24 protein-coding genes are annotated in these 25,598 nt (G+C 52.3%); 5 read left to right on the forward strand and 19 right to left on the reverse strand.

Annotation, left to right across the window (positions count from 1 at the left end; all coding sequences use genetic code 11):
* Positions 1–146: 146 nt before the first annotated feature.
* Entirely contained in the window at positions 147–950 is an 804-nt protein-coding gene (locus A6301_RS15785; RefSeq protein ID WP_215484026.1) for a hypothetical protein, read from the forward strand.
* Positions 951–1,232: 282 nt separating this feature from the next.
* Here A6301_RS15785 and guaA read toward each other — a convergent pair whose 3' ends face one another.
* Together guaA and guaB are read right to left on the reverse strand one after the other, a co-directional pair.
* A complete protein-coding gene (gene guaA / locus A6301_RS15790; RefSeq protein ID WP_215484025.1) occupies positions 1,233–2,810 on the reverse strand; it encodes a glutamine-hydrolyzing GMP synthase in 1,578 nt (525 codons plus the stop codon).
* Positions 2,811–2,917: 107 nt separating this feature from the next.
* Entirely contained in the window at positions 2,918–4,384 is a 1,467-nt protein-coding gene (gene guaB / locus A6301_RS15795; protein ID WP_005970134.1) for an IMP dehydrogenase, read from the reverse strand.
* Positions 4,385–4,555: 171 nt separating this feature from the next.
* Between guaB and xseA the strand changes: the two genes are divergently transcribed.
* From xseA to A6301_RS15810, 3 genes are all read left to right on the forward strand, one after another.
* The gene (gene xseA / locus A6301_RS15800) at positions 4,556–5,950 is read left to right on the forward strand and encodes an exodeoxyribonuclease VII large subunit (protein WP_234258213.1); all 1,395 of its coding nucleotides are present in this window, start codon (positions 4,556–4,558) and stop codon (positions 5,948–5,950) included.
* A gap of 222 nt (positions 5,951–6,172) precedes the next feature.
* Positions 6,173–7,219, forward strand: coding sequence for a M4 family metallopeptidase (locus A6301_RS15805; RefSeq protein WP_234258214.1), 1,047 nt, complete (start codon positions 6,173–6,175; stop codon positions 7,217–7,219).
* Positions 7,216–7,560: a protealysin inhibitor emfourin gene (locus A6301_RS15810; protein ID WP_234258215.1), complete on the forward strand. Its 345-nt coding sequence runs from the start codon at positions 7,216–7,218 to the stop codon at positions 7,558–7,560. Before A6301_RS15805 ends, A6301_RS15810 begins: the two co-directional genes overlap by 4 nt.
* An 8-nt stretch (positions 7,561–7,568) precedes the next feature.
* Here A6301_RS15810 and A6301_RS15815 read toward each other — a convergent pair whose 3' ends face one another.
* From A6301_RS15815 to ndk, 11 genes are all read right to left on the reverse strand, one after another.
* Positions 7,569–7,793, reverse strand: a complete 225-nt coding sequence (locus tag A6301_RS15815; RefSeq protein WP_107170462.1) for a zinc ribbon domain-containing protein — start codon at positions 7,791–7,793, stop codon at positions 7,569–7,571.
* Positions 7,794–7,838: 45 nt separating this feature from the next.
* The gene (locus A6301_RS15820) at positions 7,839–8,798 is read right to left on the reverse strand and encodes an AEC family transporter (RefSeq protein ID WP_234258216.1); all 960 of its coding nucleotides are present in this window, start codon (positions 8,796–8,798) and stop codon (positions 7,839–7,841) included.
* Positions 8,799–8,873: 75 nt separating this feature from the next.
* Positions 8,874–10,361, reverse strand: a complete 1,488-nt coding sequence (gene der, locus A6301_RS15825; protein WP_234258217.1) for a ribosome biogenesis GTPase Der — start codon at positions 10,359–10,361, stop codon at positions 8,874–8,876.
* Positions 10,362–10,523: 162 nt separating this feature from the next.
* Entirely contained in the window at positions 10,524–11,705 is a 1,182-nt protein-coding gene (gene bamB, locus A6301_RS15830) for an outer membrane protein assembly factor BamB (protein WP_234258218.1), read from the reverse strand.
* 10 nt (positions 11,706–11,715) lie between these two features.
* A complete protein-coding gene (locus A6301_RS15835) occupies positions 11,716–12,336 on the reverse strand; it encodes a YfgM family protein (RefSeq protein ID WP_107170458.1) in 621 nt (206 codons plus the stop codon).
* A gap of 13 nt (positions 12,337–12,349) precedes the next feature.
* Positions 12,350–13,624 (reverse strand): histidine--tRNA ligase, encoded by a 1,275-nt coding sequence (gene hisS / locus A6301_RS15840; protein WP_234258219.1) that lies wholly within the window; start codon positions 13,622–13,624, stop codon positions 12,350–12,352.
* A 138-nt stretch (positions 13,625–13,762) separates the two neighbouring features.
* The gene (ispG, locus tag A6301_RS15845; protein WP_234258220.1) at positions 13,763–14,884 is read right to left on the reverse strand and encodes a flavodoxin-dependent (E)-4-hydroxy-3-methylbut-2-enyl-diphosphate synthase; all 1,122 of its coding nucleotides are present in this window, start codon (positions 14,882–14,884) and stop codon (positions 13,763–13,765) included.
* 40 nt (positions 14,885–14,924) lie between these two features.
* The gene (gene rodZ / locus A6301_RS15850) at positions 14,925–15,923 is read right to left on the reverse strand and encodes a cytoskeleton protein RodZ (protein WP_205543154.1); all 999 of its coding nucleotides are present in this window, start codon (positions 15,921–15,923) and stop codon (positions 14,925–14,927) included.
* Entirely contained in the window at positions 15,913–16,698 is a 786-nt protein-coding gene (gene pilW, locus A6301_RS15855) for a type IV pilus biogenesis/stability protein PilW (protein WP_234258221.1), read from the reverse strand. The genes rodZ and pilW overlap by 11 nt, the downstream gene beginning before the upstream one ends.
* 176 nt (positions 16,699–16,874) lie before the next feature.
* Positions 16,875–18,077 (reverse strand): bifunctional tRNA (adenosine(37)-C2)-methyltransferase TrmG/ribosomal RNA large subunit methyltransferase RlmN, encoded by a 1,203-nt coding sequence (locus A6301_RS15860; RefSeq protein WP_234258222.1) that lies wholly within the window; start codon positions 18,075–18,077, stop codon positions 16,875–16,877.
* Between the two features lie 243 nt (positions 18,078–18,320).
* The gene (gene ndk, locus A6301_RS15865) at positions 18,321–18,749 is read right to left on the reverse strand and encodes a nucleoside-diphosphate kinase (RefSeq protein ID WP_005970161.1); all 429 of its coding nucleotides are present in this window, start codon (positions 18,747–18,749) and stop codon (positions 18,321–18,323) included.
* 461 nt (positions 18,750–19,210) lie between these two features.
* Here ndk and sseA point away from each other — a divergent pair, with 461 nt between their 5' ends.
* Entirely contained in the window at positions 19,211–20,080 is an 870-nt protein-coding gene (sseA, locus tag A6301_RS15870) for a 3-mercaptopyruvate sulfurtransferase (protein ID WP_234258223.1), read from the forward strand.
* Between the two features lie 93 nt (positions 20,081–20,173).
* Here sseA and sseB read toward each other — a convergent pair whose 3' ends face one another.
* The 6 genes from sseB to hscB all read right to left on the reverse strand — a co-directional run bounded on the left by sseB (position 20,174) and on the right by hscB (position 25,529).
* Positions 20,174–20,968, reverse strand: a complete 795-nt coding sequence (gene sseB, locus A6301_RS15875) for an enhanced serine sensitivity protein SseB (protein WP_107170453.1) — start codon at positions 20,966–20,968, stop codon at positions 20,174–20,176.
* 93 nt (positions 20,969–21,061) lie between these two features.
* Positions 21,062–22,372 (reverse strand): aminopeptidase PepB, encoded by a 1,311-nt coding sequence (gene pepB, locus A6301_RS15880; protein WP_107170452.1) that lies wholly within the window; start codon positions 22,370–22,372, stop codon positions 21,062–21,064.
* Between the two features lie 155 nt (positions 22,373–22,527).
* The gene (iscX, locus tag A6301_RS15885) at positions 22,528–22,728 is read right to left on the reverse strand and encodes a Fe-S cluster assembly protein IscX (protein ID WP_005970169.1); all 201 of its coding nucleotides are present in this window, start codon (positions 22,726–22,728) and stop codon (positions 22,528–22,530) included.
* Between the two features lie 21 nt (positions 22,729–22,749).
* Positions 22,750–23,085 (reverse strand): ISC system 2Fe-2S type ferredoxin, encoded by a 336-nt coding sequence (fdx, locus tag A6301_RS15890; RefSeq protein ID WP_014698950.1) that lies wholly within the window; start codon positions 23,083–23,085, stop codon positions 22,750–22,752.
* A gap of 1 nt (position 23,086) precedes the next feature.
* Positions 23,087–24,937, reverse strand: coding sequence for a Fe-S protein assembly chaperone HscA (gene hscA / locus A6301_RS15895; RefSeq protein WP_234258224.1), 1,851 nt, complete (start codon positions 24,935–24,937; stop codon positions 23,087–23,089).
* Between the two features lie 73 nt (positions 24,938–25,010).
* Positions 25,011–25,529: a co-chaperone HscB gene (gene hscB, locus A6301_RS15900; protein WP_107170450.1), complete on the reverse strand. Its 519-nt coding sequence runs from the start codon at positions 25,527–25,529 to the stop codon at positions 25,011–25,013.
* Positions 25,530–25,598 lie beyond the last annotated feature (69 nt).

Here is a 25,598-nt window from a genome sequence, read left to right on the forward strand (position 1 = left end):
CTTGGCATCGACATTAGGAATAGAGCATATGCCGGAGGTTCTCTAAAATAAATAGTATATTCTAGATATTTACAACAAACCACTTTATATCTACAACACCGCGTCAATTGCATGACGTCAATTATCATATATGAAAAGGAATCCAAATGTACCGTTCAGAACTACATTCCATACTAGTGCAAACTCTCGAGAAAGCAAAATGGACTCGCTCAACACGCGACGAGGATAATTTTCGTCAAGTAATATGCTCTCACCTATACGAATATATTTCACCAAATAATACTGAAATCCCATCAACTAGATCCGGCTCAGGTGATATTAGAGTTTTTGGTAGAAAAATTGAGTTAAAGTACATCAACGCAGACAAACGAGATAAACTGGATACTATACTTGCAGACCTTGATTGCCTGATTGACTCAAAAATCGAATTTTGCATTATAGCGATACGCTTTACTGTTGAACACAAAGACAACCATTTAGTCCGAGCTGTTGACCTTCCACTTGTATCATCTACTAACGCCGCTGTACCTATCGCAAATCACTATCCACATAATTACTACGGGCCTGGTATCTTTCTACCAGCCTGCTACATCCATGAGATTCGCCGCATACCAATAGCTGAAGGAGGTAAGAGCAAAAAAACTAACTCGTACATTTCTGTAGAGCACGTCCATAATATTGAGAGATCATGTTTTATTCAAATTGGGAAAAACATTCTTCATGTTGACATTATAGGTTCCAAGGAAGATGGTCTCCTAACCTTCCTTTATAAAAGAGCAGATAAAATCACAATAACAACATTGCAAGATTCAAAGGATATTTTTATACCTTATACCCCTTTTCCACTAAAACTTGCATCAGTTGAGCGTGTTAACATATCAACTAACTCGTCATTAATTGGACGTAAAACTTCCCTTATCGAGGAAAACGTATCTTTATTTAAAATATAATATTTTATGAAACACATGCAGCATAACACCTTTAACTCGAATTCATATTTGACTGACGAATATGATTGCTATAAGAACTAATTTTCCAAGCATTGTTATATTGCATCATTCCACGGGGTTTGTATCAAGTTAAAATCGTATCATCAACCATGCAATAGAAACGGAGTACTTGGCGATAGGAAAGTTTTCCAAGTGGTATTTAGCTAATAATAAAAAAGCCCGCTATTACGCGGGCTTCAGGATGTTTTTGCTAGATGGTATCGGTCAGTTCTGGATGCCCAATCATTCCCACTCAATCGTTGCTGGTGGCTTACCCGATACGTCATAAACAACACGGGAGATGCCGTCGACTTCGTTGATGATGCGGTTGGAGACGCGACCTAAGAAGTCGTATGGCAGGTGTGCCCAGTGCGCGGTCATAAAGTCGATGGTTTCGACCGCACGCAGTGAGACAACCCAATCGTATTTACGACCATCGCCCATCACACCCACGGAGCGAACCGGCAGGAAGACGGTGAATGCCTGACTGACTTTGTTGTACAGGTCGGCTTTGTGCAGCTCTTCGATGAAGATCGCATCCGCACGACGCAGCAGGTCGCAGTATTCTTTCTTCACTTCACCCAGCACGCGCACGCCCAGACCCGGGCCCGGGAACGGATGACGGTACAGCATGTTGTACGGCAGACCCAGTTCCAAACCAATCTTGCGCACTTCGTCTTTGAACAGCTCTTTCAGCGGCTCAACCAGACCCAGTTTCATCTCTTTAGGCAGGCCACCCACGTTGTGGTGTGATTTTATCACGTGCGCTTTGCCCGTCGCAGACGCCGCAGATTCGATGACGTCCGGGTAGATAGTGCCTTGCGCCAGCCATTTCACGTCGGCTTGCTTGCTGGCTTCTTCATCGAACACTTCAACAAACACACGACCGATGATCTTACGCTTGGCTTCTGGATCGTTTTCTCCAGCCAGCTCACTCAGGAAGCGATCTTCCGCTGCCACGTGAACAATGTTCAGACCGAAATGGTCGCCGAACATTTCCAGAACCTGATCGGCTTCGTTCAGGCGCAACAGGCCGTTGTCGACAAACACGCAGGTCAGACGGTCACCAATAGCACGGTGCAGCAGCATCGCAGTAACGGAAGAATCCACACCGCCAGACAGACCCAAAATCACGTGGTCGTTACCCACCTGCTCACGAATACGGTTCACCGCATCGTCGATAATCTTGGCTGGCGTCCACAGGGCTTCACACTGGCAAATATCGCGTACAAAACGTTCCAGCATACGCTGACCCTGACGGGTGTGCGTCACTTCCGGGTGGAATTGCACGCCGTAAAAACGCTTCTCTTCGTTAGCCATGATGGCGAACGGACAGGTATCCGTACTGGCAACGGTCTCAAACCCTTCCGGGATCGCCGTCACTTTGTCGCCGTGGCTCATCCAGACATCCAGCAGCGGCGCGCCCGTGGCGCTCAACGCATCCTGAATATCACGTACCAGCGCGCTATCCGTCTTAACTTCTACCTGCGCATAACCAAACTCACGCTCGTTGGAACCTTCAACGTGGCCACCCAACTGCATCGCCATCGTCTGCATGCCGTAGCACACGCCTAATACCGGTACGCCAGCATTGAAAACGTATTCTGGCGCGCGTGGGCTGCCAAATTCGGTGGTGCTTTCCGGGCCACCGGACAGGATGATCCCGTTCGGATTAAAGCCGCGAATCTGCGCTTCCGTGACATCCCATGCCCACAGTTCACAGTAAACGCCCAGTTCACGCACGCGACGTGCAACCAGTTGCGTGTACTGCGAGCCGAAATCCAGAATAAGAATGCGGTGTTGATGAATGTTTTCAGTCATGAGGAGCGTGTTCCAAAAAGCTAAAAAATAAGTAAACCCGGCGAATAGCCCTAAAAAGGTAGGCAATAGTACCGGGTTTATCGGGTTAAATCAGCCCGCAAATTACCTTATGAACCCATACGGTAGTTTGGTGACTCTTTAGTAATGGTAACGTCGTGAACGTGGCTTTCTTGAATGCCCGCGCCGCTGATGCGTACAAACTCAGCCTGCGTGCGCAGCGCGTCGATAGTGGCGCAACCGGTCAACCCCATACAGGAGCGCAAGCCACCCATCTGCTGGTGAACAATCTCTTTCAAGCGGCCTTTATAGGCTACGCGACCTTCGATACCTTCCGGCACCAGTTTGTCGGCAGCGTTATCGGTCTGGAAGTAACGGTCTGATGAACCTTTAGACATCGCACCCAGTGAGCCCATACCGCGATAAGATTTGAATGAACGACCTTGATACAGTTCGATTTCACCTGGGGATTCTTCTGTACCCGCCAGCATAGAACCGACCATGACACAGGCTGCACCGGCCGCGATGGCTTTAGCAATATCACCAGAGAAACGGATACCACCGTCGGCGATGACCGGAATGCCAGTGCCTTCTAACGCTTCAACCGCGTCAGAGATCGCCGTGATCTGCGGTACACCTACGCCCGTCACGATACGGGTGGTACAGATAGAGCCAGGGCCGATACCGACTTTCACCGCGCTAACGCCAGCTTCAACCAGCGCTTTCGCGCCAGAACCCGTTGCAACGTTGCCGCCGATGATTTCGAGGTTCGGGTATTTAGCACGTGTTTCACGAATACGTTGCAATACGCCTTCGGAATGGCCGTGTGAGGAGTCAATCAGCAGTACGTCAACACCTGCGGCAACCAGTGCATCAACACGCTCTTCGTTGCCTGCACCAGCGCCAACTGCCGCGCCTACACGCAAACGACCGTGTTCGTCTTTACAGGCGTTCGGTTTACGTTCTGCTTTCTGGAAATCTTTTACTGTGATCATGCCGATCAGGTGGAATTGGTCGTCAATCACCAGTGCTTTCTCAACGCGTTTTTCGTGCATTTTTTGCAGCACGACATCACGCGCTTCGCCTTCTTTAACCGTGACCAGACGCTCTTTCGGCGTCATGAACGCGCTAACTGGTTTTTCCAGATCGGTAACAAAACGCACGTCACGACCGGTAATGATACCGACCAGTTCGTTGTCTTTTGCAACAACCGGGTAGCCCGCGAAGCCGTTACGCTCGGTCAGCTCTTTCATTTCACGCAGCGTCGTTTCTGGCGTCACGGTTTGTGGATCAACCACAACACCGCTTTCGTGTTTTTTCACGCGGCTTACTTCTTCCGCCTGACGCTCAATGGACATATTTTTGTGAATAAAGCCCAAGCCGCCTTCCTGCGCCAGCGCAATGGCCAGGCCGGATTCGGTAACGGTATCCATCGCTGCGGACAGCATAGGAATATTCAGGCGGATGTTTTTCGTCAACTGCGTGGACAGATCGGCAGTGTTAGGCAGAACGGTAGAATGAGCAGGAACCAGGAGGACGTCGTCAAACGTCAGTGCTTCTTTAGCGATACGTAGCATGGGCAATATCTCACCAAGGTGGATGTAAGAATAGATAAAATATTGCCGTGGCATTATACAGAGCGTAATCGGTTGCCTCCAGCATTATTTTACTAAAATGCTTGATTACCTGTTTCAGGTAGGTAGTATCGATCAATTAAGTGACTGTTTTAAAATTTGATCTGGCTCACAATGTCTCAATTTCCCTCCTCTGCAATTTTTACCGTTAGCCGCCTGAATCAGACGGTTAGACAACTGTTGGAAATGGAAATGGGCCAGATTTGGCTCTCCGGCGAAATCTCCAACCTCTCTCAGCCCTCATCCGGCCATTGGTATTTCACGCTAAAAGACGAGCGGGCACAGGTGCGCTGTGCGATGTTCCGCACCAGCAACCGCAGAGTGACGTTCCGCCCGCAAAACGGTCAGCAAGTGCTGATTCGTGCCACCATCACGCTGTATGAACCTCGCGGCGACTATCAGCTACTGGCGGAAAGCATGCAGCCCGCTGGCGATGGCCTGCTACAGCAGCAGTTTGAACAGCTCAAGCAGCGCCTCGCTGCCGAAGGGCTGTTCGACCAGCAGTTTAAGCAGGTTCTGCCCTCTCCCGCCAAACAGGTCGGTGTGATTACGTCAGCCAGCGGTGCCGCCTTGCACGATATCTTGCAAGTTTTGCAGCGCCGCGATCCGTCACTGCCGGTGATCGTGTATCCCACGTCAGTGCAAGGCGCCGAAGCGCCGCTACAGATTGTTCGCGCCATCGAACTGGCTAACCAGAGAGATGAGTGTGACGTGTTAATCGTCGGGCGCGGCGGAGGGTCACTGGAAGATCTCTGGAGCTTTAACGACGAACGGGTCGCCCGCGCTATTTTCGCTAGCCGTATTCCTATCGTCAGCGCCGTCGGCCATGAGACCGATGTCACCATCGCCGATTTCGTCGGTGACCTGCGTGCACCCACGCCGTCCGCTGCTGCCGAGTTAGTGAGCCGTAACCAACTTGAGCTATTGCGTCAGATCCAGTCCCATCGCCAGCGTCTGGAAATGGCAATGGACTACTACCTTGCCCAACGCAACCGGGAATTTACCCGCCTGCACCATCGCTTGCAGCAGCAGCACCCGCAACTGCGGTTGGCACGTCAGCAAACTCAGTTGATTAAACTACGCCAGCGACTGGATGACGCTATGCAGCATCAGCTTCGGCTGACCTCACGCCGAAGTGAACGCTTACAACAGCGCCTGATGCAGCAGCAGCCGCAAACCCGCATTCATCGTGCGCAGCAGCGTTTGCAGCAGTTGAGCTATCAGATGCAAAGCGCAGTAGAGCGTCAGTTGAATCAGAACAAGCAAAAGTTAGGCATCGCCTGTTCGCGACTGGAAGGGGTTAGCCCGCTGGCGACTCTGGCGCGTGGCTATAACGTCACCACGGCGCCGGACGGTAAGGTGCTGAAAAATGTCGCGCAAACTGCCCCCGGTGAAACGCTGAAAACCCGTTTGCAGGACGGCTGGGTAGAAAGTCAGGTCACGACGCTGATTCAAAACTCAAGTTCCGTGAAAAAGCGGCGAAAACCCTCGTCTCAGATGCCAAAATAACGCGATTGGCATAAAATGCACGGAATGGGGATTTATCCTAAAACGACGGCGATCCCCCATTCTTGCCACTGACATCTGAACTATACTCATTTCCAGCTCACTAAAATTTATCCCCGTCATACTTCAAGCAGCACTGCGCGATGAAGCGGATGGGATAAAAAGACAGTGAGCTTTATTGATCGTCTGAGTTACCCCTGATGAGCGTTTTCAAGGAGATGAGGTATGAAGTCCAGACAAAAAATTTGTAGCGTAATCCCCCCCTATATTCTGCATCGTATTATTGCAAACGGCACAGACGAGCAGCGACACTGCGCGCAACAAACACTGATGCACGTTCAGTCATTAATGGTCAGCCACAACCCGCGCCCTGAGCCTCATGAGACATTGTCCGCAGGGCAAGCAAACCGCCGTATCCTTGATGCAGAACAGCAGCAACAGTTGCCTGGCAAACTGGTACGCGCTGAAGGTCAATCCAGCAACGGTGATATCGCGGTGGATGAGGCCTATGACTACCTGGGCGTAACCTATGATTTTTTCTGGAAGATTTTCCAACGCAATTCGTTGGACGCTGAAGGGCTGACACTGGCTGGCACCGTACATTACGGTCAGGATTACCAGAATGCCTTCTGGAACGGGCAACAGATGGTATTCGGGGATGGTGACGGTAAAATATTCAATCGCTTCACGATTGCGCTTGATGTCGTTGCACATGAACTCGCTCACGGCATCACCGAACATGAAGCGGGGCTGATTTATTTCCGCCAATCCGGCGCGCTCAATGAATCGCTGTCCGACGTCTTTGGTTCGATGGTCAAACAGTATCATTTAGGGCAAACCGCTGAACAGGCCGACTGGTTTATCGGTGCCGAACTTCTGGCAGACGGTATCCATGGCATGGGGCTGCGCTCGATGTCTCATCCGGGCACCGCGTATGATGATGAACTGTTGGGTACCGATCCCCAGCCCTCCCACATGAACGAATATGTCAACACCCGTGAAGATAACGGCGGTGTACACCTGAACTCGGGTATTCCCAACCGAGCATTCTATCTGACAGCTATCGCGCTAGGCGGGCATTCCTGGGAAAAAGCGGGTCGTATCTGGTACGACACGCTGTGTGACAAAGCGCTGCCGCAAAATGCGGATTTCGAGATTTTCGCGCGCCATACCATTCAACATGCCGCTAAGCGTTTTAACCACACTGTTGCCGATATCATCCAGCAGTCATGGGAAACCGTGGGCGTGGAGGTACGTCAGGAGTTCTTATGAGAACGCTGCCAGAGCTCAACGACGACGCCATCATTGAGCTGGCGCGTGAAGGGGGATTCGCCTTTATCCCCAAGCTGGCGGGGCCGCGACGCTTCGCGCTCGCCAGCGTCCCCTCATCCGAACGGGAACGCATTTGTAATGCGATCCGCGATGCCTTTCCCCAAGCTCGTGAATCCGGCGAACCCGATGGCCCAGGACGCGGCGACCAGTTCTATTACCGCATCCACATCAGCTACAGCCACCCGCAGCAGAATCAATATGCCGATGTCATCTTGCTGATCCCCGAAGACCGCGCGCCACCGGAACTGACTGAACTGTGGCGCAACGGCATACAAGCGTAACAATTGGCTTAATCGGCAGGTACGTAACTGAACACAACCCGCCGTTTGGAAATCATCCCGTGCTGCTGACAGAAATAATCCACCGCGCCACAGGCTTTCAGTTCCTGGAGTAAGTGGTTACATTCAGGGCACGCCGCCTTACGCAGATAATGCTGCTGGCAGACCTTGCATAAAAATGAACCATCAGGCTGCCACAGCATCACGTGGTGACAATCAGGACAAAGCGCATCCATCTTTTCTCCTCCATTTTGCTATCAATAACACGTGGTGGTCAGACGTTAAATCACACCGAGGGAACGCAACACGTACAGCCCAATCGCAATCATGAAAAACGCGCCAACCGTCGTCAAGCCAATAATATTCGCTGCCAACGTGGCGTTTCCCCCCATCGCGCGAGTCATTGCATAGCTACCTGCTGCGGTTGGCGTCGATGAAAATAGAAAAATAATGCCCAACTCAACACCGCGAAAACCAACCAGCCATCCGCCCAGCGTGAGTAGCCCCGGCACAATGAATATCTTCGCCACAGAAGACAACACGGCAACATTGGACGAACGAAACATACTACGCCACTCCAGACTGGCTCCGGCACAGAGTAACGCTAGCGGCAGCGCCATTGAGGAAATAAAGCCGCCGGTTTGCTTAATCACACTCGGCATCGGTAATTGGCTCTGCTCATATGCAGCCCCCAGAAGTAAACCAATGATCAGCGGGTTCGTCACAATCCCCCGCAGCAATTGGCTTACTGGGATCTTCTGTTCAGGAGATTGCCGCTGCAAGCTGCGCGTCAGCGTAATGACAGACAGTGCGTTGAACATAATCACGGTCACCATCAGATACAGTGAGCCAACAGCAATGCCTTCATCACCGTAAGCACTCATCGCAAATGCCAGCCCCATTACGCCAGTATTCGAACGGAACCCACCTTGCACAAAAATGCCGCGTTCCTTCGGGTCCTTGACGACCTTCACCGCCGCGATTTCCAGCAGCAGAAATGTCGCCAATATCCCTACCGTGCCATATACCACTAGTGGCCATTGGCTTGCGAAAGAATGGTGATTGCCTGCAACACTAAAAAACAACAGACAGGGAAGAGAAAGATTGAATACAACCCGCATTGCCGTATCACAAAACGCATCATTCAGAAGATTGAGTTTGCGTAACACAATACCTATCAACAACATAAGTACATTAGGCATCGTAACGTTGAATGCAAAACTCCAGGTTTCCCAGGACATGACTTTCCTTGATTATTATTCGTTTTATCAGAGACGAAACGGGGGCGAATATCGCTATTCGCCCCCGTTGATGAATCATTTACTCTTTTTAAGATGCGACATTAACCGCTTACGCTTACGTAGCTGGTTTGGCGTCAGCGTGTTGCGCTTGTCTGCAAAGGGGTTTTCCCCTTCTTTAAACTGAATACGAATCGGCGTACCCATCACTTCCAGCGAACGACGATAGTAGTTCATCAAGTAGCGCTTGTAGGAATCTGGCAGGTCTTTCACCTGATTACCGTGGATCACCACAATCGGCGGGTTATACCCCCCGGCGTGCGCATATTTCAGCTTCACGCGACGACCGCGCACCAGCGGCGGCTGGTGGTCGTCTGCCGCCATTTGCATAACACGCGTCAACATCGCCGTGCTCACACGACGCGTCGCGCAAGAATAGGCTTCGGCCACCGATTCAAACAGGTTACCCACGCCGCTGCCGTGTAGCGCAGAAATGAAGTGAATGCGGGCAAAATCGATAAAGCCGAGGCGCAGATCCAGCGTATCTTTCACCTGATCGCGCACTTCCTGCGACAGGCCATCCCACTTGTTCACCACGATCACCAGTGAGCGCCCACTATTGAGGATAAAGCCCAGCAGTGAGAGATCTTGATCGGAAATACCTTCACGTGCATCGATAACCAGCAGCACTACGTTAGCATCTTCAATCGCCTGCAACGTCTTGATGACGGAGAATTTTTCTACCGTATCCGTGACTTTACCGCGCTTACGCACCCCGGCGGTGTCAATCAGAATATATTCACGTTCATCGCGCACCATCGGGATGTAGATACTGTCACGCGTTGTGCCCGGCATGTCGTACACCACAACACGCTCTTCACCCAGAATACGGTTAGTCAGCGTGGATTTCCCCACGTTCGGACGCCCGACAATCGCCAGTTTGATCGGCAAATCTTCAGGATTGAAATCGTCTTCCGCTTCTTCTTCGTTGGCCTGCTCTTCCGCTTCTAACGCTGCCCAATAAGCCGCGTTCTCTTCTTCTTCGGTGAGCTCGACCGGCTCTTCTATTTCATCTTGTACAAACGGCAGTAAAACCGTTTCCAGCAGCGACGTTACGCCACGGCCATGAGATGCGGCAATCGCGTAGACCTCACCCATACCGAGTGAATAAAAATCCGCAGTGACCATATCAGGGTCAAGGCCATCGGTTTTGTTAGCGACCAGCACCGTCGTCTTTTCGCGGCTGCGCAAATGCTTGGCAATGCCTTCATCCGCAGGCATCAGCCCCGCGCGAGCATCGACCATGAACAGCACGATATCAGCTTCTTCAATCGCCACCAGCGATTGACCCGCCATGCGCGTTTCCACACCGTCTTCCGTGCCGTCAATCCCACCGGTATCGACGATAATAAATTCATGCCCTTCCACTTCTGCACGACCATACTTGCGGTCACGAGTCAGCCCAGGGAAATCCGCCACCAATGCATCACGAGTGCGCGTTAAGCGGTTAAATAGCGTGGATTTACCCACATTCGGGCGCCCGACCAGCGCGACGACAGGTATCATTGTTACAACCTCATTACTTATATTTCAATACGTTACAGCGAAACACTCGCTGACGATAAAAAGACGAAACGGCCCCTGATAGTGTCAGGAGCCGTTGTAGTAACACAGTTAAAAGTGGGAACGCCTCCAAAAGCGCTGCGCTCCAAATCAATACGGTATTACTTAGCGAGTGAACGCGTAGACATCACCATTTTTCGCCTGAATCAACAGCTTGTCGCTGGCAATGACAGGCTTGCTCAGGAAACCAGAGCTATCCACTTTTTGTTGTGCCACAAAGCGACCATCTGCCGTATTCAGCCAGTGCAGATACCCTTCGGCATCGCCCACAACCAGATAACCGTTATACAGCGCTGGTGCCGTTAAGTTACGGTGCAGCAGATCGCTTTGACGCCACAGGCTCACGCCACCGTTAGTGTTCAATGCAACAACGCGATCGTCCTGATCGACCAGATAGATGCGGTCACCGTCAATGATGAAATCATGCACGGAACCCAGTTCACGCTTCCACAAAACCTGACCAGAACGCAGATCCAGCGCAGTCATATTGCCATTGTAGCCCAGCGCGTACACCACTTCGCCCGCAACAACGGGTGTTGTGTCGACATCGTTCAGACGATCGATTTCGGTTGCGCCACTCGGCTGTGAAATACGCTGTTGCCAGATGAGTTGACCCTGATTGATCATCACGGCATTCACACGACCGTTGTCACCGCCGACAATCGCCGCACCAAATGCGGTTGTCGGGGCAGATTCACCGCGCAGAGACAGCGTCGGCATATCCAGATTGACGCTCCACTTGATTGCGCCATCCGCTTCATTCAAGGCCTGCAACATACCGTTGCTAGTGTGAATCAGCACCACACCATCACTGACCACAGGACGTGACAGCGCTTCGCCTGCCACTTTCGTCTGCCATACCGGCGTACCATCTTCCGCATTCAGCGCATAGACCTGCGCCTTCTCGCTGCCGACATAGACATGCTTACCAGAAACCGTTACGCCGCCAGACAGCAGCGCTGGATTATTGCGAGAGAAGAAATTGGTCTTCTCGGACAGATCGGCGCGCCACACCTCTTTGCCATCATTCAAATCCATCGCTTTTACGGTACCACGACGATCGGCGGCAAAAACGCGATTATCCTGCCATGCTGGATGAAGATTGGAATAAAACTCACCAATGCCACTCCCAACCGAACTGTTCCACACTTTGGTTGGCGTGAACTGGTTTTCCACCTTCGGCAGTGGAGACATAGTGACAACATCTTCTTCGCTGTTAAACAGCGAGCATCCGCTCAGCAGGGCAACAGAAACCAGTCCTACCAACAGTGTTTTACGCAATTGCATGGAATTCCTCTTAGCTGGACAGGTTATTCAGTTTCATGCGCAGTAACGCTTGCTGTGCCTGCGATGGATTGGAAGACAACCCTTTGTTGTAGGCATCACGCGCAGCCTGATTGTCCCCTTTGCTCACCAGAATATCGCCACGCACTTCCGCTGCCTGTGACGCCCAGCCTTCCAGCTTGATGGCATCCAACGTTTTCAGCGCGTCATCCGCTTTGTTTTCCTGTAGCTGAACCCGCGCCAGACGCAGATTCACGACTGCCAGCAGATCGGCATCTTTAGTCTGCGACTGTGCCTGTACCAGCTGTTGCGCTGCCTTAGCAAAATCTTTCTGATCAACATAATGACGAGCCAGTTCCAGAGAAGCCAGCGCACCATAGGTATTCTTATTCTCAGCCGTAAATTTCTCTGTTGAAGCAATCGCTTCAGCTTTACCTTCGGCCAGTTGCTCCGTCACCTGCTGATAAGACGCCGATGCCGCCTGCACGCTATCATTTTGATGGTTTTGCCAGAAACGCCAGCCAACCAGCGCACCGACACCCAACACAACACCGACAACGAGCGCCTTTCCGTTCTCCGCGAGGAAACGACGCAGTGCATCAACCTGTTCATTCTCTGTGGTATAGACTTCCACGGTGTCTCTCTCCTCAATCCAGTAACGTTGCCAGCCGCGATGCGACGTCAGCCTGTGCCAATGTATCCTGTTCGCCATTGCTCAGGTTTTTAACCACAACCTGACTGGCCGCCACTTCATTTTCGCCTAATACCAATGCGACGCGTGCGCCCCATTTATCAGCGCGAGCAAACTGTTTCTTAAAGTTGCCACCGCCATAGTTGGTCATCAATTTCAGCTGCGGCAGCGCATCGCGTAATTTCTCCGCCAGTTGCATTGCAGCTACCTGCGTTCCTGCACCGGAAGAAATCAGATAAACATCCACGCTTGGCTGTGCTTTGAAATCCGGGTTCACAGACTGCACCAGCAGAACCAGACGCTCCAGCCCCATCGCAAAACCGACGGCTGGCGTCGCGTGGCCGCCCAGTTGCTCCACCATACCATCATAACGTCCACCGGCACAGACCGTGCCCTGAGCGCCCAGACTGGTGGTAACCCATTCAAATACGGTGCGGTTATAATAATCCAAACCACGGACCAGACGCGGATTAACGGTATATGGGATACCGGACTGCGTTAAAAGTTCACCCAACGCCTCAAAGTGTTCACGCGACTCGTCATCCAGGTAGTCCGTCAGCACCGGCGCGTCATTCAGCAGCGCTTGAATCTGTGGATTTTTGGTATCCAGAACGCGCAACGGATTGGTGTACATCCGGCGCAGACAGTCTTCATCGAGCTGATCTTTATGCTGTTCGAGGAACGCCACCAGCGCTTCACGATAGCGAGCACGCGCGTCCAATGAACCGATCGAATTCAGTTCCAGCTTCACATGGTCGGCGATACCAAGTACTCGCCACCAGCGGGCTGTCATCAGGATCAGTTCTGCATCAATGTCCGGCCCTTGCAGACCAAAAACCTCACAGCCCAACTGATGAAACTGACGATAACGCCCTTTCTGCGGACGCTCGTAGCGGAACATTGGACCGACATACCACAGACGCTGTTCCTGATTGTAGAGAATACCGTGCTCAATACCAGCGCGGACGCAGCCTGCCGTCCCTTCAGGACGCAGAGTCAGGCTCTCGCCATTGCGATCGTCAAAGGTATACATCTCCTTTTCGACAACATCGGTCACTTCACCGATAGCACGCTTAAACAGCGGTGTTTGCTCGACAATCGGCAAACGAATTTCATTATAGCCGTAGCCGCTGAGCACCTGTTTCAGGCTGTTTTCAATACGCTGCCACAATGCCGTTTCGGCTGGCAGGTAATCGTTCATGCCGCGAATGGCTTGAATATTTTTTGCCACGTCAGTTCTCTATACGTTTTTCAAAAAATAAACCCGATTATAGAAGGATTGTCGTCGCATCTTCAATGCGGGGCATCCCCATCGGGTTCAGGAGTCGTGAATTATACAGGCGACGGCATACCGCCACGCCTTGCAAAATTATTTATCCACCAGATTAACGGTAATACGCTGATTTTCGTCCATCATGGAGGCTTTGGCGCGAATCTTGGCTTCTAGCTGATCGATCATCTGTTCGTTATCGAAGCGCTCTCTCTGCCGCACGCCGTCTTCATAGAAGCCGCTCTTATTGTGCCCGCCCGTAACACCAATGGTAGACACCAGCGCTTCACCGGGGCCATTCACCACGCAACCGATAATTGAAACATCCATCGGCGTGATGAGATCTTCCAGCCGTTGCTCCAACGCGTTGACCGTACCGATCACGTCAAATTCCTGACGAGAGCAGGTCGGGCAAGCAATGAAGTTGATGCCACGTGCACGAATGCGCAGTGATTTCAGAATATCGAAGCCAACTTTCACTTCTTCAACGGGATCGGCCGCTAGAGAGATACGCAGCGTATCGCCAATACCTTCAGACAGCAGCAGACCGAGGCCGATAGCCGATTTCACCGCACCACTACGCGCCCCACCGGCTTCGGTGATACCAAGGTGAAGCGGCTGATCGATACGCGCCGCCAGCAGACGGTAAGACTGCACCGCCAGAAAAACATCCGAGGCTTTGACGCTGACTTTAAACTGATCGAAGTTTAGGCGGTCGAGGATATCGACATGGCGCATTGCCGATTCAAGCAGCGCTTCCGGTGTTGGCTCACCGTATTTTTCCTGCAAATCTTTTTCCAACGAGCCGCCGTTAACACCAATGCGGATCGGGATATTGTTGTAACGCGCACAGTCAACAACCGAGCGAATACGCTCTTCGTTACCAATATTACCGGGGTTGATGCGCAGACAGTCGACGCCGTATTCTGCGACTTTCAGCGCAATGCGGTAGTCAAAATGAATGTCAGCGACGAGCGGAACACTTACCTGCTGTTTGATCAGCTTAAAGGCTTCCGCCGCATCCATTGTGGGTACGGACACCCGGACAATATCGACACCAACACGCTCTAGCGCTTTAATTTGGTTGACGGTGGCTTCAACGTCGGTGGTTCGAGTGTTGGTCATGGATTGCACCGCAATCGGCGCACCATCACCAACAGGCACCTTGCCGACGTAAATCCGTGTTGATTTTCGACGGGTTATGGGTGCAGCGTTATGCATTACTTCATCTCCAACATTGCAGTCTTACTTGAACAACATGTTATTCGGCCGTCAGCGTCAGACGTGCAACCTGACTACTACGTACAAATTGGCTTAAATCGACCGGCTTACCTTGAAATTGGATCTGTAGCGCAGCTGGCGCACCAATTTTAAGTTTATAAGGTGACTGACCATCCAGATTCAGCGTGCCGCCATTACGCTGCATGCCACTAAACAGTTTCTTACCGCTCGCATCCGTGACTTCCAACCAGCAATCAGCCGTAAAGGTCATTACCAATGCATGAGTTGCAGGCACCGGATTGCTCTCCGCTACCGTAGCAGCGGGTGCGACTGCCCCAGCCCCCAGCAAGGTATTACCCGCAGACTGTGACTGTGTCGCGTTCGCCGGTGAAGATGATTGGCTGGACGGTGCAGCAGAAGGGGCAGTTGTGGAAGAAGGAGGCGTTGATGGTGCCGCCCCAATAGTCGCGGAAAGATCGACTGGCGTTGAAGAAGGTGCAGTTGCAGAACTCGACGTCGTGGTTTCCTGCGGAGCGCTGTTATCCATCAGCGGAACAGACTGCCCTTCCGTTTGTGCCTGTGCTGAGCTGGCGTGATCGACCATGCTGTTGATCTCTGCCTGCTGAGCCTGATGGTTTTGCCACCACCATGCACCCGTCAGCCCCAGAACGACCAGCACAACCAGCCAAGTGATTGTCATCAACCAGCCATCGCGCTTTTTGCGACTTTTTTTCAGTGAAAAACTCTGCATCGGCGAAACGGAGATCGTTTTAGGCACGGCCTGTTTATCCACTATGGGAAGCAGGTCATTTTCGGGTAAATGAACCAGCTTGGCATAAGAACGGATATAGCCGCGCAGAAAGGTCGGCGCTAAATCGGCAGGGGTCGTACCGTCTTCGATATCACGAACGGTGGTGATTTTAAGGCACAAACGCTCGGCAATAGTTTGCTGAGTCAGCCCAAGGCGTTCGCGCGCCTCACGCAGACGTTCACCGGGTAGTTTTGCTTCTGTTGTATTTTGGGTGGCTTCAGTATTCATTAGCTAAGAAATGCTGGTACTGTTTAGATTGTGGAAAACTTCGCGCCAGCACGTTGCCATAACGTTCTTTATCGCCATCATGGCCCGCTAACGCGGCGAAACGAATCTGTAACCATAAACTTTCGGCACTGGCCGGAAGACTATGCTGATAAATCTCAATCAGCAGTCGCGTTTGCTCACTTTTTCCGGCAGAAAACTGTTGGTTTGCTTCCGCCAGCAATGCGATGCCTTTCTTCGGGTCATATTTCAGCGCCCGACTTAATAAACGACGCGCGTCTTCAACCTGCCCGGCATTGAAAAAGCAGTATCCCGCATTTTCCAACGCATCAGCAACCTGACTGTAATCAGGAAGTTGTGCAGCCGCACTAAACTGTCGCTGCGCCGCTACATACTGCCCTAAACTACACAGAAACGCACCGTAATTATTCATGGCACTGCCATTTTCCGGTGCCATGTTCAGCACTTGCTGATAACGCTGTTCGGCCAGACGGTTTTCACCTATCCGCTGTTCGTAAAGCGCCATCCCCAGTTGTGTTCGATAATCCTGCGGAGCAATCGCTACCGCCTTCTCAAGATTCTGCCGCGCCGAATCCAGATTATTGTGCGCCAAATACGCCAATCCCAGCTGTAAGCGGGTTTGGGCGAGCGCTGGATTTGTCGCCCCCTGAGGCGAATTCACGCATCCCGCCAGCAGCAACATCGCAAACCAGCTACTCAGCGGTGATAACGCCCTTCCATGTAATAAAGACAGTCCCTGCAATAGAGGCTTCACCATCCCTGTTCCCTCGCGTTGTCATTCCTGACAAAGAGGTTACCTGAATACGAACAGAGTGGCAGTCAAGCCTCACAACAACGCGGCGCGCCTCGCAATTTGCCCACCGCGGCCCTAAAAATGACCTCGGCGGCAAGACCTTGGGTTAACGCCTCCGCATTAACCCGCGCCATTCGTTATCAGACCGCTTTCACCGCGATAGGTTCACCGGCCATTTTCTTCTTCAACGTACGCTTGGTTCTGTCCACGACTTCCCCCGCCAACTGACCGCAGGCAGCATCAATGTCATCCCCACGCGTTTTACGTACGATCGTCGTGAAACCATATTCCATCAGCACTTTGGAGAAACGGTCAACGCGGCTGTTTGAGCTGCGGCCATACGGCGCGCCCGGGAACGGGTTCCACGGAATCAGGTTGATCTTGCACGGCGTATCTTTCAGGCATTCAGCCAGTTGATGCGCATGCTCGGTGCCGTCATTGATATGATCCAGCATCACATACTCAACGGTAACGCGTCCCTGATTCGCATTGGATTTCTCCAGATAGCGGCGTACCGCGCTCAGGAACGTCTCGATGTTGTATTTTTTGTTGATCGGCATGATTTCGTTACGGATATCGTCTGTCGGCGCATGCAAAGAAATCGCCAGCGCAACATCAATCATATCGCCTAATTTATCCAATGCTGGCACCACACCAGACGTGGACAGCGTCACACGGCGCTTAGACAAACCAAAGCCGAAATCATCCAGCATAATTTCCATCGCTGGCACTACATTAGTCAGATTCAGCAGTGGTTCACCCATCCCCATCATCACCACGTTGGTGATCGGACGCTGACCAGTGACTTTAAAAGCACCAATGATCTTCGCTGCGCGCCACACCTGACCGATGATTTCCGATACGCGCAGGTTACGGTTAAAGCCCTGCTGGGCTGTTGAACAGAATTTACACTCCAGCGCACAGCCAACCTGAGAGGAGACGCACAGCGTGGCACGATCTTCTTCTGGAATATAAACCGTTTCGACCCGCTGACCGCCGACCAGAATCGCCCACTTAATCGTGCCGTCGGAAGAACGTTGCTCATCCACCACTTCGGGTGCACGAATCTCAGCGATTTCCTGCAATTTGGAACGGAAGACTTTATTGATATCCGTCATCTGGTTGAAGTCATCACAGCAGTAGTGATAGATCCATTTCATGACCTGATCGGCACGGAACGGCTTCTCTCCCATAGAGACGAAAAGATCGCGCATTTGCTGGCGGTTAAGATCAAGCAGGTTAATTTTTTCCGCACTGGTTTTAACGGATTGAGAAGCATCAGCAGATGCCGGGGAGAATTCAGACACGATAGTTTCAGACTCAGACACGATTTGCTTAGACATTGATAGATCCTGGCCTCGTTGTTACACGTTATGGCACTAAAAAAGAGGGTTGAATTCGATGGTAATGACCAAAGAAATGCCCCGGGCAAGTGCAGGCTCATCCGGGGCGCAGCATTGTACAAAGTTTAAAACAGGTAAGCTACCATCACTGCCTTTTTTCTGTGTCATCGCTTCAGCATCGCGCACTGACTCGTGAAAAAAGGGTCACATCATGAGTACTCACCTGCTATTACCCACGCAGAATTACGCGCGTGGGCAGATTTCATCTTCGCTAAAGAAATAAGCGATTTCACGCTGAGCAGACTCGATGGAATCGGAACCATGCACCGCGTTTGCCGTGAAGCTGTCGGCATAATCAGCACGCAGCGTTCCCGCCAACGCGTTAGCTGGGTTGGTGGCACCCATGATGTCACGGTTACGTTGGACGGCGTTTTCACCTTCCAGCGCCTGAACCATGATCGGGCCAGACATCATGAATTCAACTAGGCCATCAAAGAATGGCTTACCTTTATGCTCTGCGTAGAAACCTTCTGCCTGTTCACGACTCAGGCGCAACATTTTAGCCGCAACGATGGTAAAACCAGCGCTTTCAAAGCGTGCGTAAATCGCACCGATGGCATTCTTGGCAACCGCATTAGGTTTTACGATGGAGAAGGTACGTTCTATCGTCATATTGACCTCATTAACTAAACTATCAAATTACAGCCGGATTATAAGAATTATCTATATCCTAAATAATTCGAGTTGCAGGCAGGCGGCAATCGCACGAATCCCCAGGAGCTTACAAAAGTAAGTAACTGGGGTGAGTAAGAGAAGCCAACGCACATGCAGCTTGAAGTATGACGGATATACCCAGCCAGTGAAGGTGGCGGAAATTATAGGGGTACTGGCCTTTATTGCCTACCAAGGAAATAACATTTTTATTAAAAAAATATTACCTCTTCTTTTCTCTTCATTAACGATCCGATTCTCAATGATTGACGCCAATCAGGATGGCTGGCTGCAATTAAAACAAGCATATACAAACAGCAGCATCCAATCATCCATGGCTTGTCGGATTAGGGAAAATCACTGACAATAACGCTATCATTGCACATCAGAGCTGAATCCCTCAGCTCTAGCGTGGAGGATCTATGTCAGCATCGTCTTCTGATTTGCCCATTTCTCATGAGCGGTTTGTCTCCGCAGACTGGCTTGCCAGCCGCCTGAATGATAGCAACATCACGCTTATTGACGCACGAATGCTACCACCGGGTAACGCTAGCCGTGATATTCATGCCGAATACCGCGACGGCCATTTGCCAGGCGCGGTTTTTTTTGACATTGAAGCCTTGTCCGATCACAGCACAGACCTGCCGCATATGATGCCAACTCGCGAAGATTTCGCACACGCGATGGGTGAACTGGGAATCGATAATCAGCAGCATCTGGTGATTTACGATGAAGGTAATCTCTTTTCCGCCCCCCGAGCCTGGTGGATGCTGCACACCTTCGGTGCCACATCGCTTTCTATTCTGAGCGGCGGGCTAGCAGGTTGGAAAGCGCAAGCCCTGCCACTAGAGCAAGGCAATGTCGTACGCAAGCCCGTCACGTTTCACGCTACTTTGGATGAAAATGCTATTCGCTCACGCGATGACGTGCTTTCAATCAGCCGGGATAAATCAGAACAGATTATCGATGCCCGACCCGCCCCGCGCTTTCATGCCGAAGTGGACGAGCCGCGCTCCGGCCTGCACCGTGGCCATATTCCCGGTAGCCTGAACGTGCCGTGGACCGATTTAGTGAATAACGGCACGTTGAAGCCCAATGCAGAACTGGCGACCATTTTGCATAAGCAGGGCGTGGATTTCACTCGCCCCATCGTCGCCAGCTGTGGTTCTGGCGTGACAGCGTGCGTCGTAGTATTAGCGCTGACGCAGTTAAATGTCCCGAATGTGACGTTATACGATGGGTCATGGAGCGACTGGGGTAGCCGCGATGATGTCCCGATTGCACGCGATTAATGCCGGGTGAGATTGTATCCAGCCGCGAATGGCAGCCAGGTGTAGAGCAGGCAACAGCGGAAAAAGCGTAATCCGCTGTCGCCGCCATGCCGATTACGCGTTGCCGGTGGCCTTAAACTCCCGCAGGAAACTGCCCCACTTGCGCTCGTAGAACGGCGTGGTGTGTTTAATCATGTAATGGCTGATGCCCGGCTCGCCGTCTTTCACCAGACACAAATCGACAGGACGATCGTCCGGTAAGGTATCGCTAGCGACATTGCCCGCCTCACGAATGATGGTTTCCTCGTCCCGATCGGCATCAATACCAATCAGCAGGTGCGGCTGTTCTTCACCGGGCTCCTGAATCTGTGCCAAAAACGCCCGTTTTACCTGACGGTGTTTGGCAAACAGCTGCGTTAGAGAATCAATCATCTGTGCTGGCATCTCGGCTGGCTGACTCAGCATCACCTGCATATCTTCTTCAACAACGCGCTGCTGAACAAAACCATTGCCTTCGCCAGACAGAATATGTTCAATTTCCTGCGGCAAAAATTCTTTGCCATACGGTAGTTTAGGATTAAGGAACAGCGTGACGCCCTGCGTCATTTCAAACAACGACCGCACTGGCAGTGCCAGAAAAGGGGCCTCTTCCGTAATCACGCTCTGTAACGCTTCCAGAGAAGAAAAGAAGGGAATGGCGGATGAACCATCGTCTTTTTCCCAGTGCTGGATGTTCACATTACTGCCCGCATGCAATACCACCTCACCGGATTCATCCCCGTCGTCGGTACTGCCCAGCACAAACACCGTGGCTTCCATCAGTTCACTGAAAAATTCAGGACGATGCGCCGGCTCTGTTGCGGCCAGAATCAGCACTTCTTCCAGTTTGTTACGTGGCGAAAACTCCATACGTTCCTCAACATGATTACGTTAAAAGCCGGCACCTTGAGGGCCGGCTTTATTCTCAATACATTCTGTAAATAGCAGATAAACCTGAAACAACTATTTGGCGTTGCTCAGCAGAAGATTCGCCAATGTGCGAACACCAAGCCCCGTCGCGCCAGTCGCCCACTGATCTACCGCGCTTTTGCGGTACGTTGCGGAACAGTCGATGTGCAGCCAGCCCTGCTGGTAATTTTTCACAAAATGCGACAGGAAAGCGGCGGCCGTGCTAGCACCGGCGGTGTGTGCACCGCTGGCAATATTGTTCAGATCGGCAAAGCTGGACGGCAGATGGCTGCGGTGGAACTCTTCCAGCGGCAAGCGCCAGAACGGCTCATTTTCTTCTTTCGCACTTTCCTGCAATGCCGCTACTAGCTCATCATCAAAGCTAAACAGCGCGTGATAATCATTGCCTAACGCCATTTTCGCAGCCCCCGTCAACGTGGCACAATCAATAATCCACTGCGGATTCTGCTCGGAAGCATCGATAAGGCCATCCGCCAATACCAGACGTCCTTCCGCATCGGTGTTCATCACTTCAACCGTTTTGCCGTTACGGTAGCGAATAATATCGCCCAGACGGAATGCATTACCGCTCACCATATTGTCTGCACAGCACAGATACAGCTTCACGCGTTGTTGTAAACCGCGCGACGCCGCCAGCGCCAGTGCGCCAGTCAGGGTGGCTGCGCCGCCCATGTCTGACTTCATAGAATCCATAGAGCCGCTAGGCTTCAGGCTATAGCCGCCGGTATCAAACGTAATACCTTTACCCACCAAGCAGGCGAACACCGGTGCATCCGGGTTACCCGTCGGGTTATAGTCCAGCGCCAGCAGCACGGGCTGACGTTCAGAACCGCGACCGACCGTGTGCAGACCGGCATAATTCTGTTCGCGCAGATCTTCACCTTTGGTGATGCGGTAGCTGACAGCATCACACGCAACCTCACACAGCAGGTCGACCGCACGGGTCGCCAACTGCTCTGGCCCCAGATCTTCAGCAGGCAGGTTGATGGTATCACGCACCCAGTCAACAATTTTCAGGCGATCGTTCAGCTCTTTCTTATCAGCGTCGTTCAGTTCAGCCCATTCAACCGTTCTTTGCCCTTTCGGCCCACGATAGCCCTGCCAGAATGCCCAGCTGTTTGCCAGATCCCAACCTTCCCCCGCCAACGTAACGTGTTTAATCCCCTGCCCATCGATTTTACGGGCGGCACGCTGGATCGTGGCCAAGGCAGCTTTGCCATTCAGCGACGTCGACCCAACATGAATGGTAAAGCCCTGCTCATTCACACTCAGCGTCGCTTTTTCTCCCCAGCGCGCGTCAGCAGGTTGCGTGGAGAGTGAAATCAGCATGGTATTGTTCGTCATAGTGCTTCTCCGATAATGGGTATTCCTGCCACTTTTCATGTTTGCAGGTGCTTTTCATATTTTTGCAGATAAATAAACGGTGCATGATGACATGAAAATATTACGAATTTTGGCACGGAAATAAAATGGGCCACCCAAGGCAGCCCGTCATAATGTTAGTCGGCTTCATCTAACCAGACCAGCAGGATCGCTTCCAGAATTTTTTCGTTGGAGGCGTCCGGCCGATCGTCAAATTCATCCAGTTCGCAGATCCACTGGTGCATATCCGTGAAACGTACCGTTTTCGGATCGAGATCGGGAAACTGGTCGTAAAGCGCTTCGCCGATCGCCCGACTGTCCGTCCATTTTAGTCCCATAATTCTTCCTCTCTATTCAGATCAATGCTCACGCGCATGATTGATCGTATAGCGCGGGATCTCGACAACCAGATCGTCTCCAGCAACACGCGCCTGACAGCCCAGACGGCTTTCCGGTTCCAGCCCCCAAGCCTTATCCAGCATGTCGTCCTCTTCTTCCGTGCTTTCCGCCAGCGAATCAAAGCCTTCGCGCACAATACAGTGGCACGTGGTGCAGGCACAGGATTTCTCGCAGGCATGTTCAACGTCAATACCGTTACGCAAGGCCACTTCCAAAATACTTTCGCCGCGCTCCGCTTCCAAAACCGCGCCTTCAGGACACAGATCCTGATGCGGTAAAAAAACTATCTTAGGCATGTTACACCTCATCCACAGAATGACCTGCCAGCGCGCGACGGATAGAGGCATCCATGCGGCGGGCGGCGAATTCCTGGGTTTGTTGATCAACTGTTTTAATCGCGGCTTCAATTGCCACGGGATCGCTGCCCTGCATCATCGTATGCAGATGTTCGGATGCCGCAGCAATGACGCCTTTTTCGTCATTGCTCAATAATTCCGCATCGGCCGCCAGCGCAGTTTGTAAACTTTCCAGCACGCGAGCCGCCTCCACTTTTTGCTCTGCCAAACGACGCGCGCCGACGTCTTCCTTCGCGTTCAGCATCGAATCGGTGATCATCGTGGCAATTTCCGTGTCGCTCAAACCGTACGACGGCTTAACCTGAATGGATGCCTCGACACCCGTCGATTTCTCCATCGCCGTCACGCTCAGCAGGCCATCTGCATCAACCTGAAAAGTCACGCGGATGTGAGCCCCACCGGCAGGCAGCGGCGGCAGACCGCGCAGCGAAAAGCGCGCCAGCGAACGGCAATCCGCCACCATTTCACGCTCACCCTGCAAAACGTGGATCATCATGCCGCTCTGGCCGTCTTTGAAGGTGGTGAACTCCTGTGCTCGGGCAACCGGGATCGTGGTATTGCGCGGAATGATTTTTTCCACCAGCCCGCCCATCGTCTCCAGCCCCAGCGACAAGGGGATCACATCCAGCAGCAGCATTTCACTGTCTGGCTTGTTGCCCACCAGAATATCCGCCTGGATTGCCGCACCGATCGCCACGACCTTGTCTGGATCGATCGACGTCAGCGGTGTACGACCAAAAAACGTTCCCACTTGCTCACGCACCAGCGGAACACGCGTCGATCCGCCGACCATTACCACTTCCAGCACATCTTCTGCCGTCAGCCCCGCGTCTTTCAGCGTACGGCGGCAGGACAGTAATGTGCGCTTCACCAACGGAGCAATCAGTGCATCAAGCTGTTCACGGGTGATAGTCCCCTGCCAACCTGCGACATCCACACCTATCGCATCAGCGCTGCTGAGCGCAATCTTGGCTTTTACCGCCGCATCACGAAACGCATGATCCAATTGGCGATCGTCACGATCGTGAATGCCTGCCTGCTCGCGCAGCCACTCTGCCAGCAGATGATCGAAATCATCACCGCCCAGCGCAGAATCGCCGCCGGTCGCCAGCACTTCAAAGACGCCGCGGCTTAGGCGCAGAATGGAAATATCAAAAGTACCGCCGCCCAGATCGTAAATGGCGATCACGCCTTCTTTACCGGAATCCAGCCCGTAGGCAATCGCAGCGGCGGTTGGTTCATTGAGCAGGCGCAATACATGTAACCCGGCCAGACGCGCTGCATCTTTGGTGCCTTGGCGCTGTGCATCATCGAAATACGCGGGAACGGTAATCACCACGCCATCCGGCACACCGCCTAACGCCGCTTCCGCACGCGAAGCCAGCGCGGACAAAATATCCGCCGACACCTGTACAGGATTGAGGTTGCCAGCCGGAGTCTGAATCAGCGGTAGGCCATTATCACTGGCATGAAAACGATAAGGTAAATGAGGATAGCGCTGCTGAATATCGGCCAGAGAACGTCCCATCAGACGCTTTACTGAACGAATCGTATTTTCCAGATCGTGAGCAGCATTGTCGCGTGCTTGCCAGCCCACACGGTGACCATCGCAATGGTAGTGAACGACTGACGGCAGCAGATCGCGCCCGTCGCTATCCGTCAGCGTTTGAGCTTCGCCGCTGCGCACGGTGGCAACGAGCGAATGGGTGGTGCCTAAATCAATACCGACAGCCAGACGCCGCTGGTGCGGTGCGGCACTGAGGCCAGGCTCACTAATTTGTAATAAGGCCATATTGAGCTTCCATCAATTGGCTGGCGAAAAACTGAATGGTCATTACCACCGAATTTCCCGCCGGATTAATCAGTTATCTGTCCAGCAATTGTTCTTCGAGTTCTTCAACCTGTTGCTGGAGCTTGTCTAAAAAGCGTAGCTTGCGCACGGTGTCTGCGGCGTCTGCCCACGTCTCATTATCGAGTGCATCACGCATATGAGAATGACGTATAGCGATCGCAGCCTGTAACCGCTCGGCAAAGGCCGTCAGCACCTCATCTGCATCAGCTCGCTGTGAGATCGCGTCCAATTCTTCGCGCAGTTCCAGCTGTTCCATCAGGAATGCTGTGTCCTTCATCGTGTGCTGTTCGTTGTTCACATCAAAACCGTGCAGCGACAGCATGTACTCCGCACGTTTCAGCGGATGCTTGAGCGCCTGATAGGCGTTATTAATCGTCGCCGCCTGTTGCACCGCCAGCATGCGCTCGCGTTCTGGGCTGGTAGCATAGCGGTCAGGATGAAACTGACGCTGCAAGTCCTGAAAACGGGATGCAAGCAGGCCGCCATCAACGTCATAGCGAATCGGCAGCCCGAATAACGTAAAGTAATCCATAGTGGTACTCTGGGAGTGCTGGGTAGTCGCGCTTGCCATTCATTGATAGCACACTCAACTACCCAAGAG

The organism is Pectobacterium sp. IFB5596 (genome assembly GCF_021432585.1).
In the GTDB taxonomy this organism is placed as follows: domain Bacteria; phylum Pseudomonadota; class Gammaproteobacteria; order Enterobacterales; family Enterobacteriaceae; genus Pectobacterium; species Pectobacterium punjabense.

Bases quoted from the DNA above. Each gene is read 5' to 3' on its own strand.
- A6301_RS15785 (WP_215484026.1), top strand. From the start codon at position 147: ATGTACCGTTCAGAACTACATTCCATACTAGTGCAAACTCTCGAGAAA.
- guaA (WP_215484025.1), bottom strand. From the start codon at position 2,810: ATGACTGAAAACATTCATCAACACCGCATTCTTATTCTGGATTTCGGC.
- guaB (WP_005970134.1), bottom strand. From the start codon at position 4,384: ATGCTACGTATCGCTAAAGAAGCACTGACGTTTGACGACGTCCTCCTG.
- xseA (WP_234258213.1), top strand. From the start codon at position 4,556: ATGTCTCAATTTCCCTCCTCTGCAATTTTTACCGTTAGCCGCCTGAAT.
- A6301_RS15805 (WP_234258214.1), top strand. From the start codon at position 6,173: ATGAAGTCCAGACAAAAAATTTGTAGCGTAATCCCCCCCTATATTCTG.
- A6301_RS15810 (WP_234258215.1), top strand. From the start codon at position 7,216: ATGAGAACGCTGCCAGAGCTCAACGACGACGCCATCATTGAGCTGGCG.
- A6301_RS15815 (WP_107170462.1), bottom strand. From the start codon at position 7,793: ATGGATGCGCTTTGTCCTGATTGTCACCACGTGATGCTGTGGCAGCCT.
- A6301_RS15820 (WP_234258216.1), bottom strand. From the start codon at position 8,798: ATGTCCTGGGAAACCTGGAGTTTTGCATTCAACGTTACGATGCCTAAT.
- der (WP_234258217.1), bottom strand. From the start codon at position 10,361: ATGATACCTGTCGTCGCGCTGGTCGGGCGCCCGAATGTGGGTAAATCC.
- bamB (WP_234258218.1), bottom strand. From the start codon at position 11,705: ATGCAATTGCGTAAAACACTGTTGGTAGGACTGGTTTCTGTTGCCCTG.
- ispG (WP_234258220.1), bottom strand. From the start codon at position 14,884: ATGCATAACGCTGCACCCATAACCCGTCGAAAATCAACACGGATTTAC.
- rodZ (WP_205543154.1), bottom strand. From the start codon at position 15,923: ATGAATACTGAAGCCACCCAAAATACAACAGAAGCAAAACTACCCGGT.
- pilW (WP_234258221.1), bottom strand. From the start codon at position 16,698: ATGGTGAAGCCTCTATTGCAGGGACTGTCTTTATTACATGGAAGGGCG.
- A6301_RS15860 (WP_234258222.1), bottom strand. From the start codon at position 18,077: ATGTCTAAGCAAATCGTGTCTGAGTCTGAAACTATCGTGTCTGAATTC.
- ndk (WP_005970161.1), bottom strand. From the start codon at position 18,749: ATGACGATAGAACGTACCTTCTCCATCGTAAAACCTAATGCGGTTGCC.
- sseA (WP_234258223.1), top strand. From the start codon at position 19,211: ATGTCAGCATCGTCTTCTGATTTGCCCATTTCTCATGAGCGGTTTGTC.
- sseB (WP_107170453.1), bottom strand. From the start codon at position 20,968: ATGGAGTTTTCGCCACGTAACAAACTGGAAGAAGTGCTGATTCTGGCC.
- pepB (WP_107170452.1), bottom strand. From the start codon at position 22,372: ATGACGAACAATACCATGCTGATTTCACTCTCCACGCAACCTGCTGAC.
- iscX (WP_005970169.1), bottom strand. From the start codon at position 22,728: ATGGGACTAAAATGGACGGACAGTCGGGCGATCGGCGAAGCGCTTTAC.
- fdx (WP_014698950.1), bottom strand. From the start codon at position 23,085: ATGCCTAAGATAGTTTTTTTACCGCATCAGGATCTGTGTCCTGAAGGC.
- hscA (WP_234258224.1), bottom strand. From the start codon at position 24,937: ATGGCCTTATTACAAATTAGTGAGCCTGGCCTCAGTGCCGCACCGCAC.
- hscB (WP_107170450.1), bottom strand. From the start codon at position 25,529: ATGGATTACTTTACGTTATTCGGGCTGCCGATTCGCTATGACGTTGAT.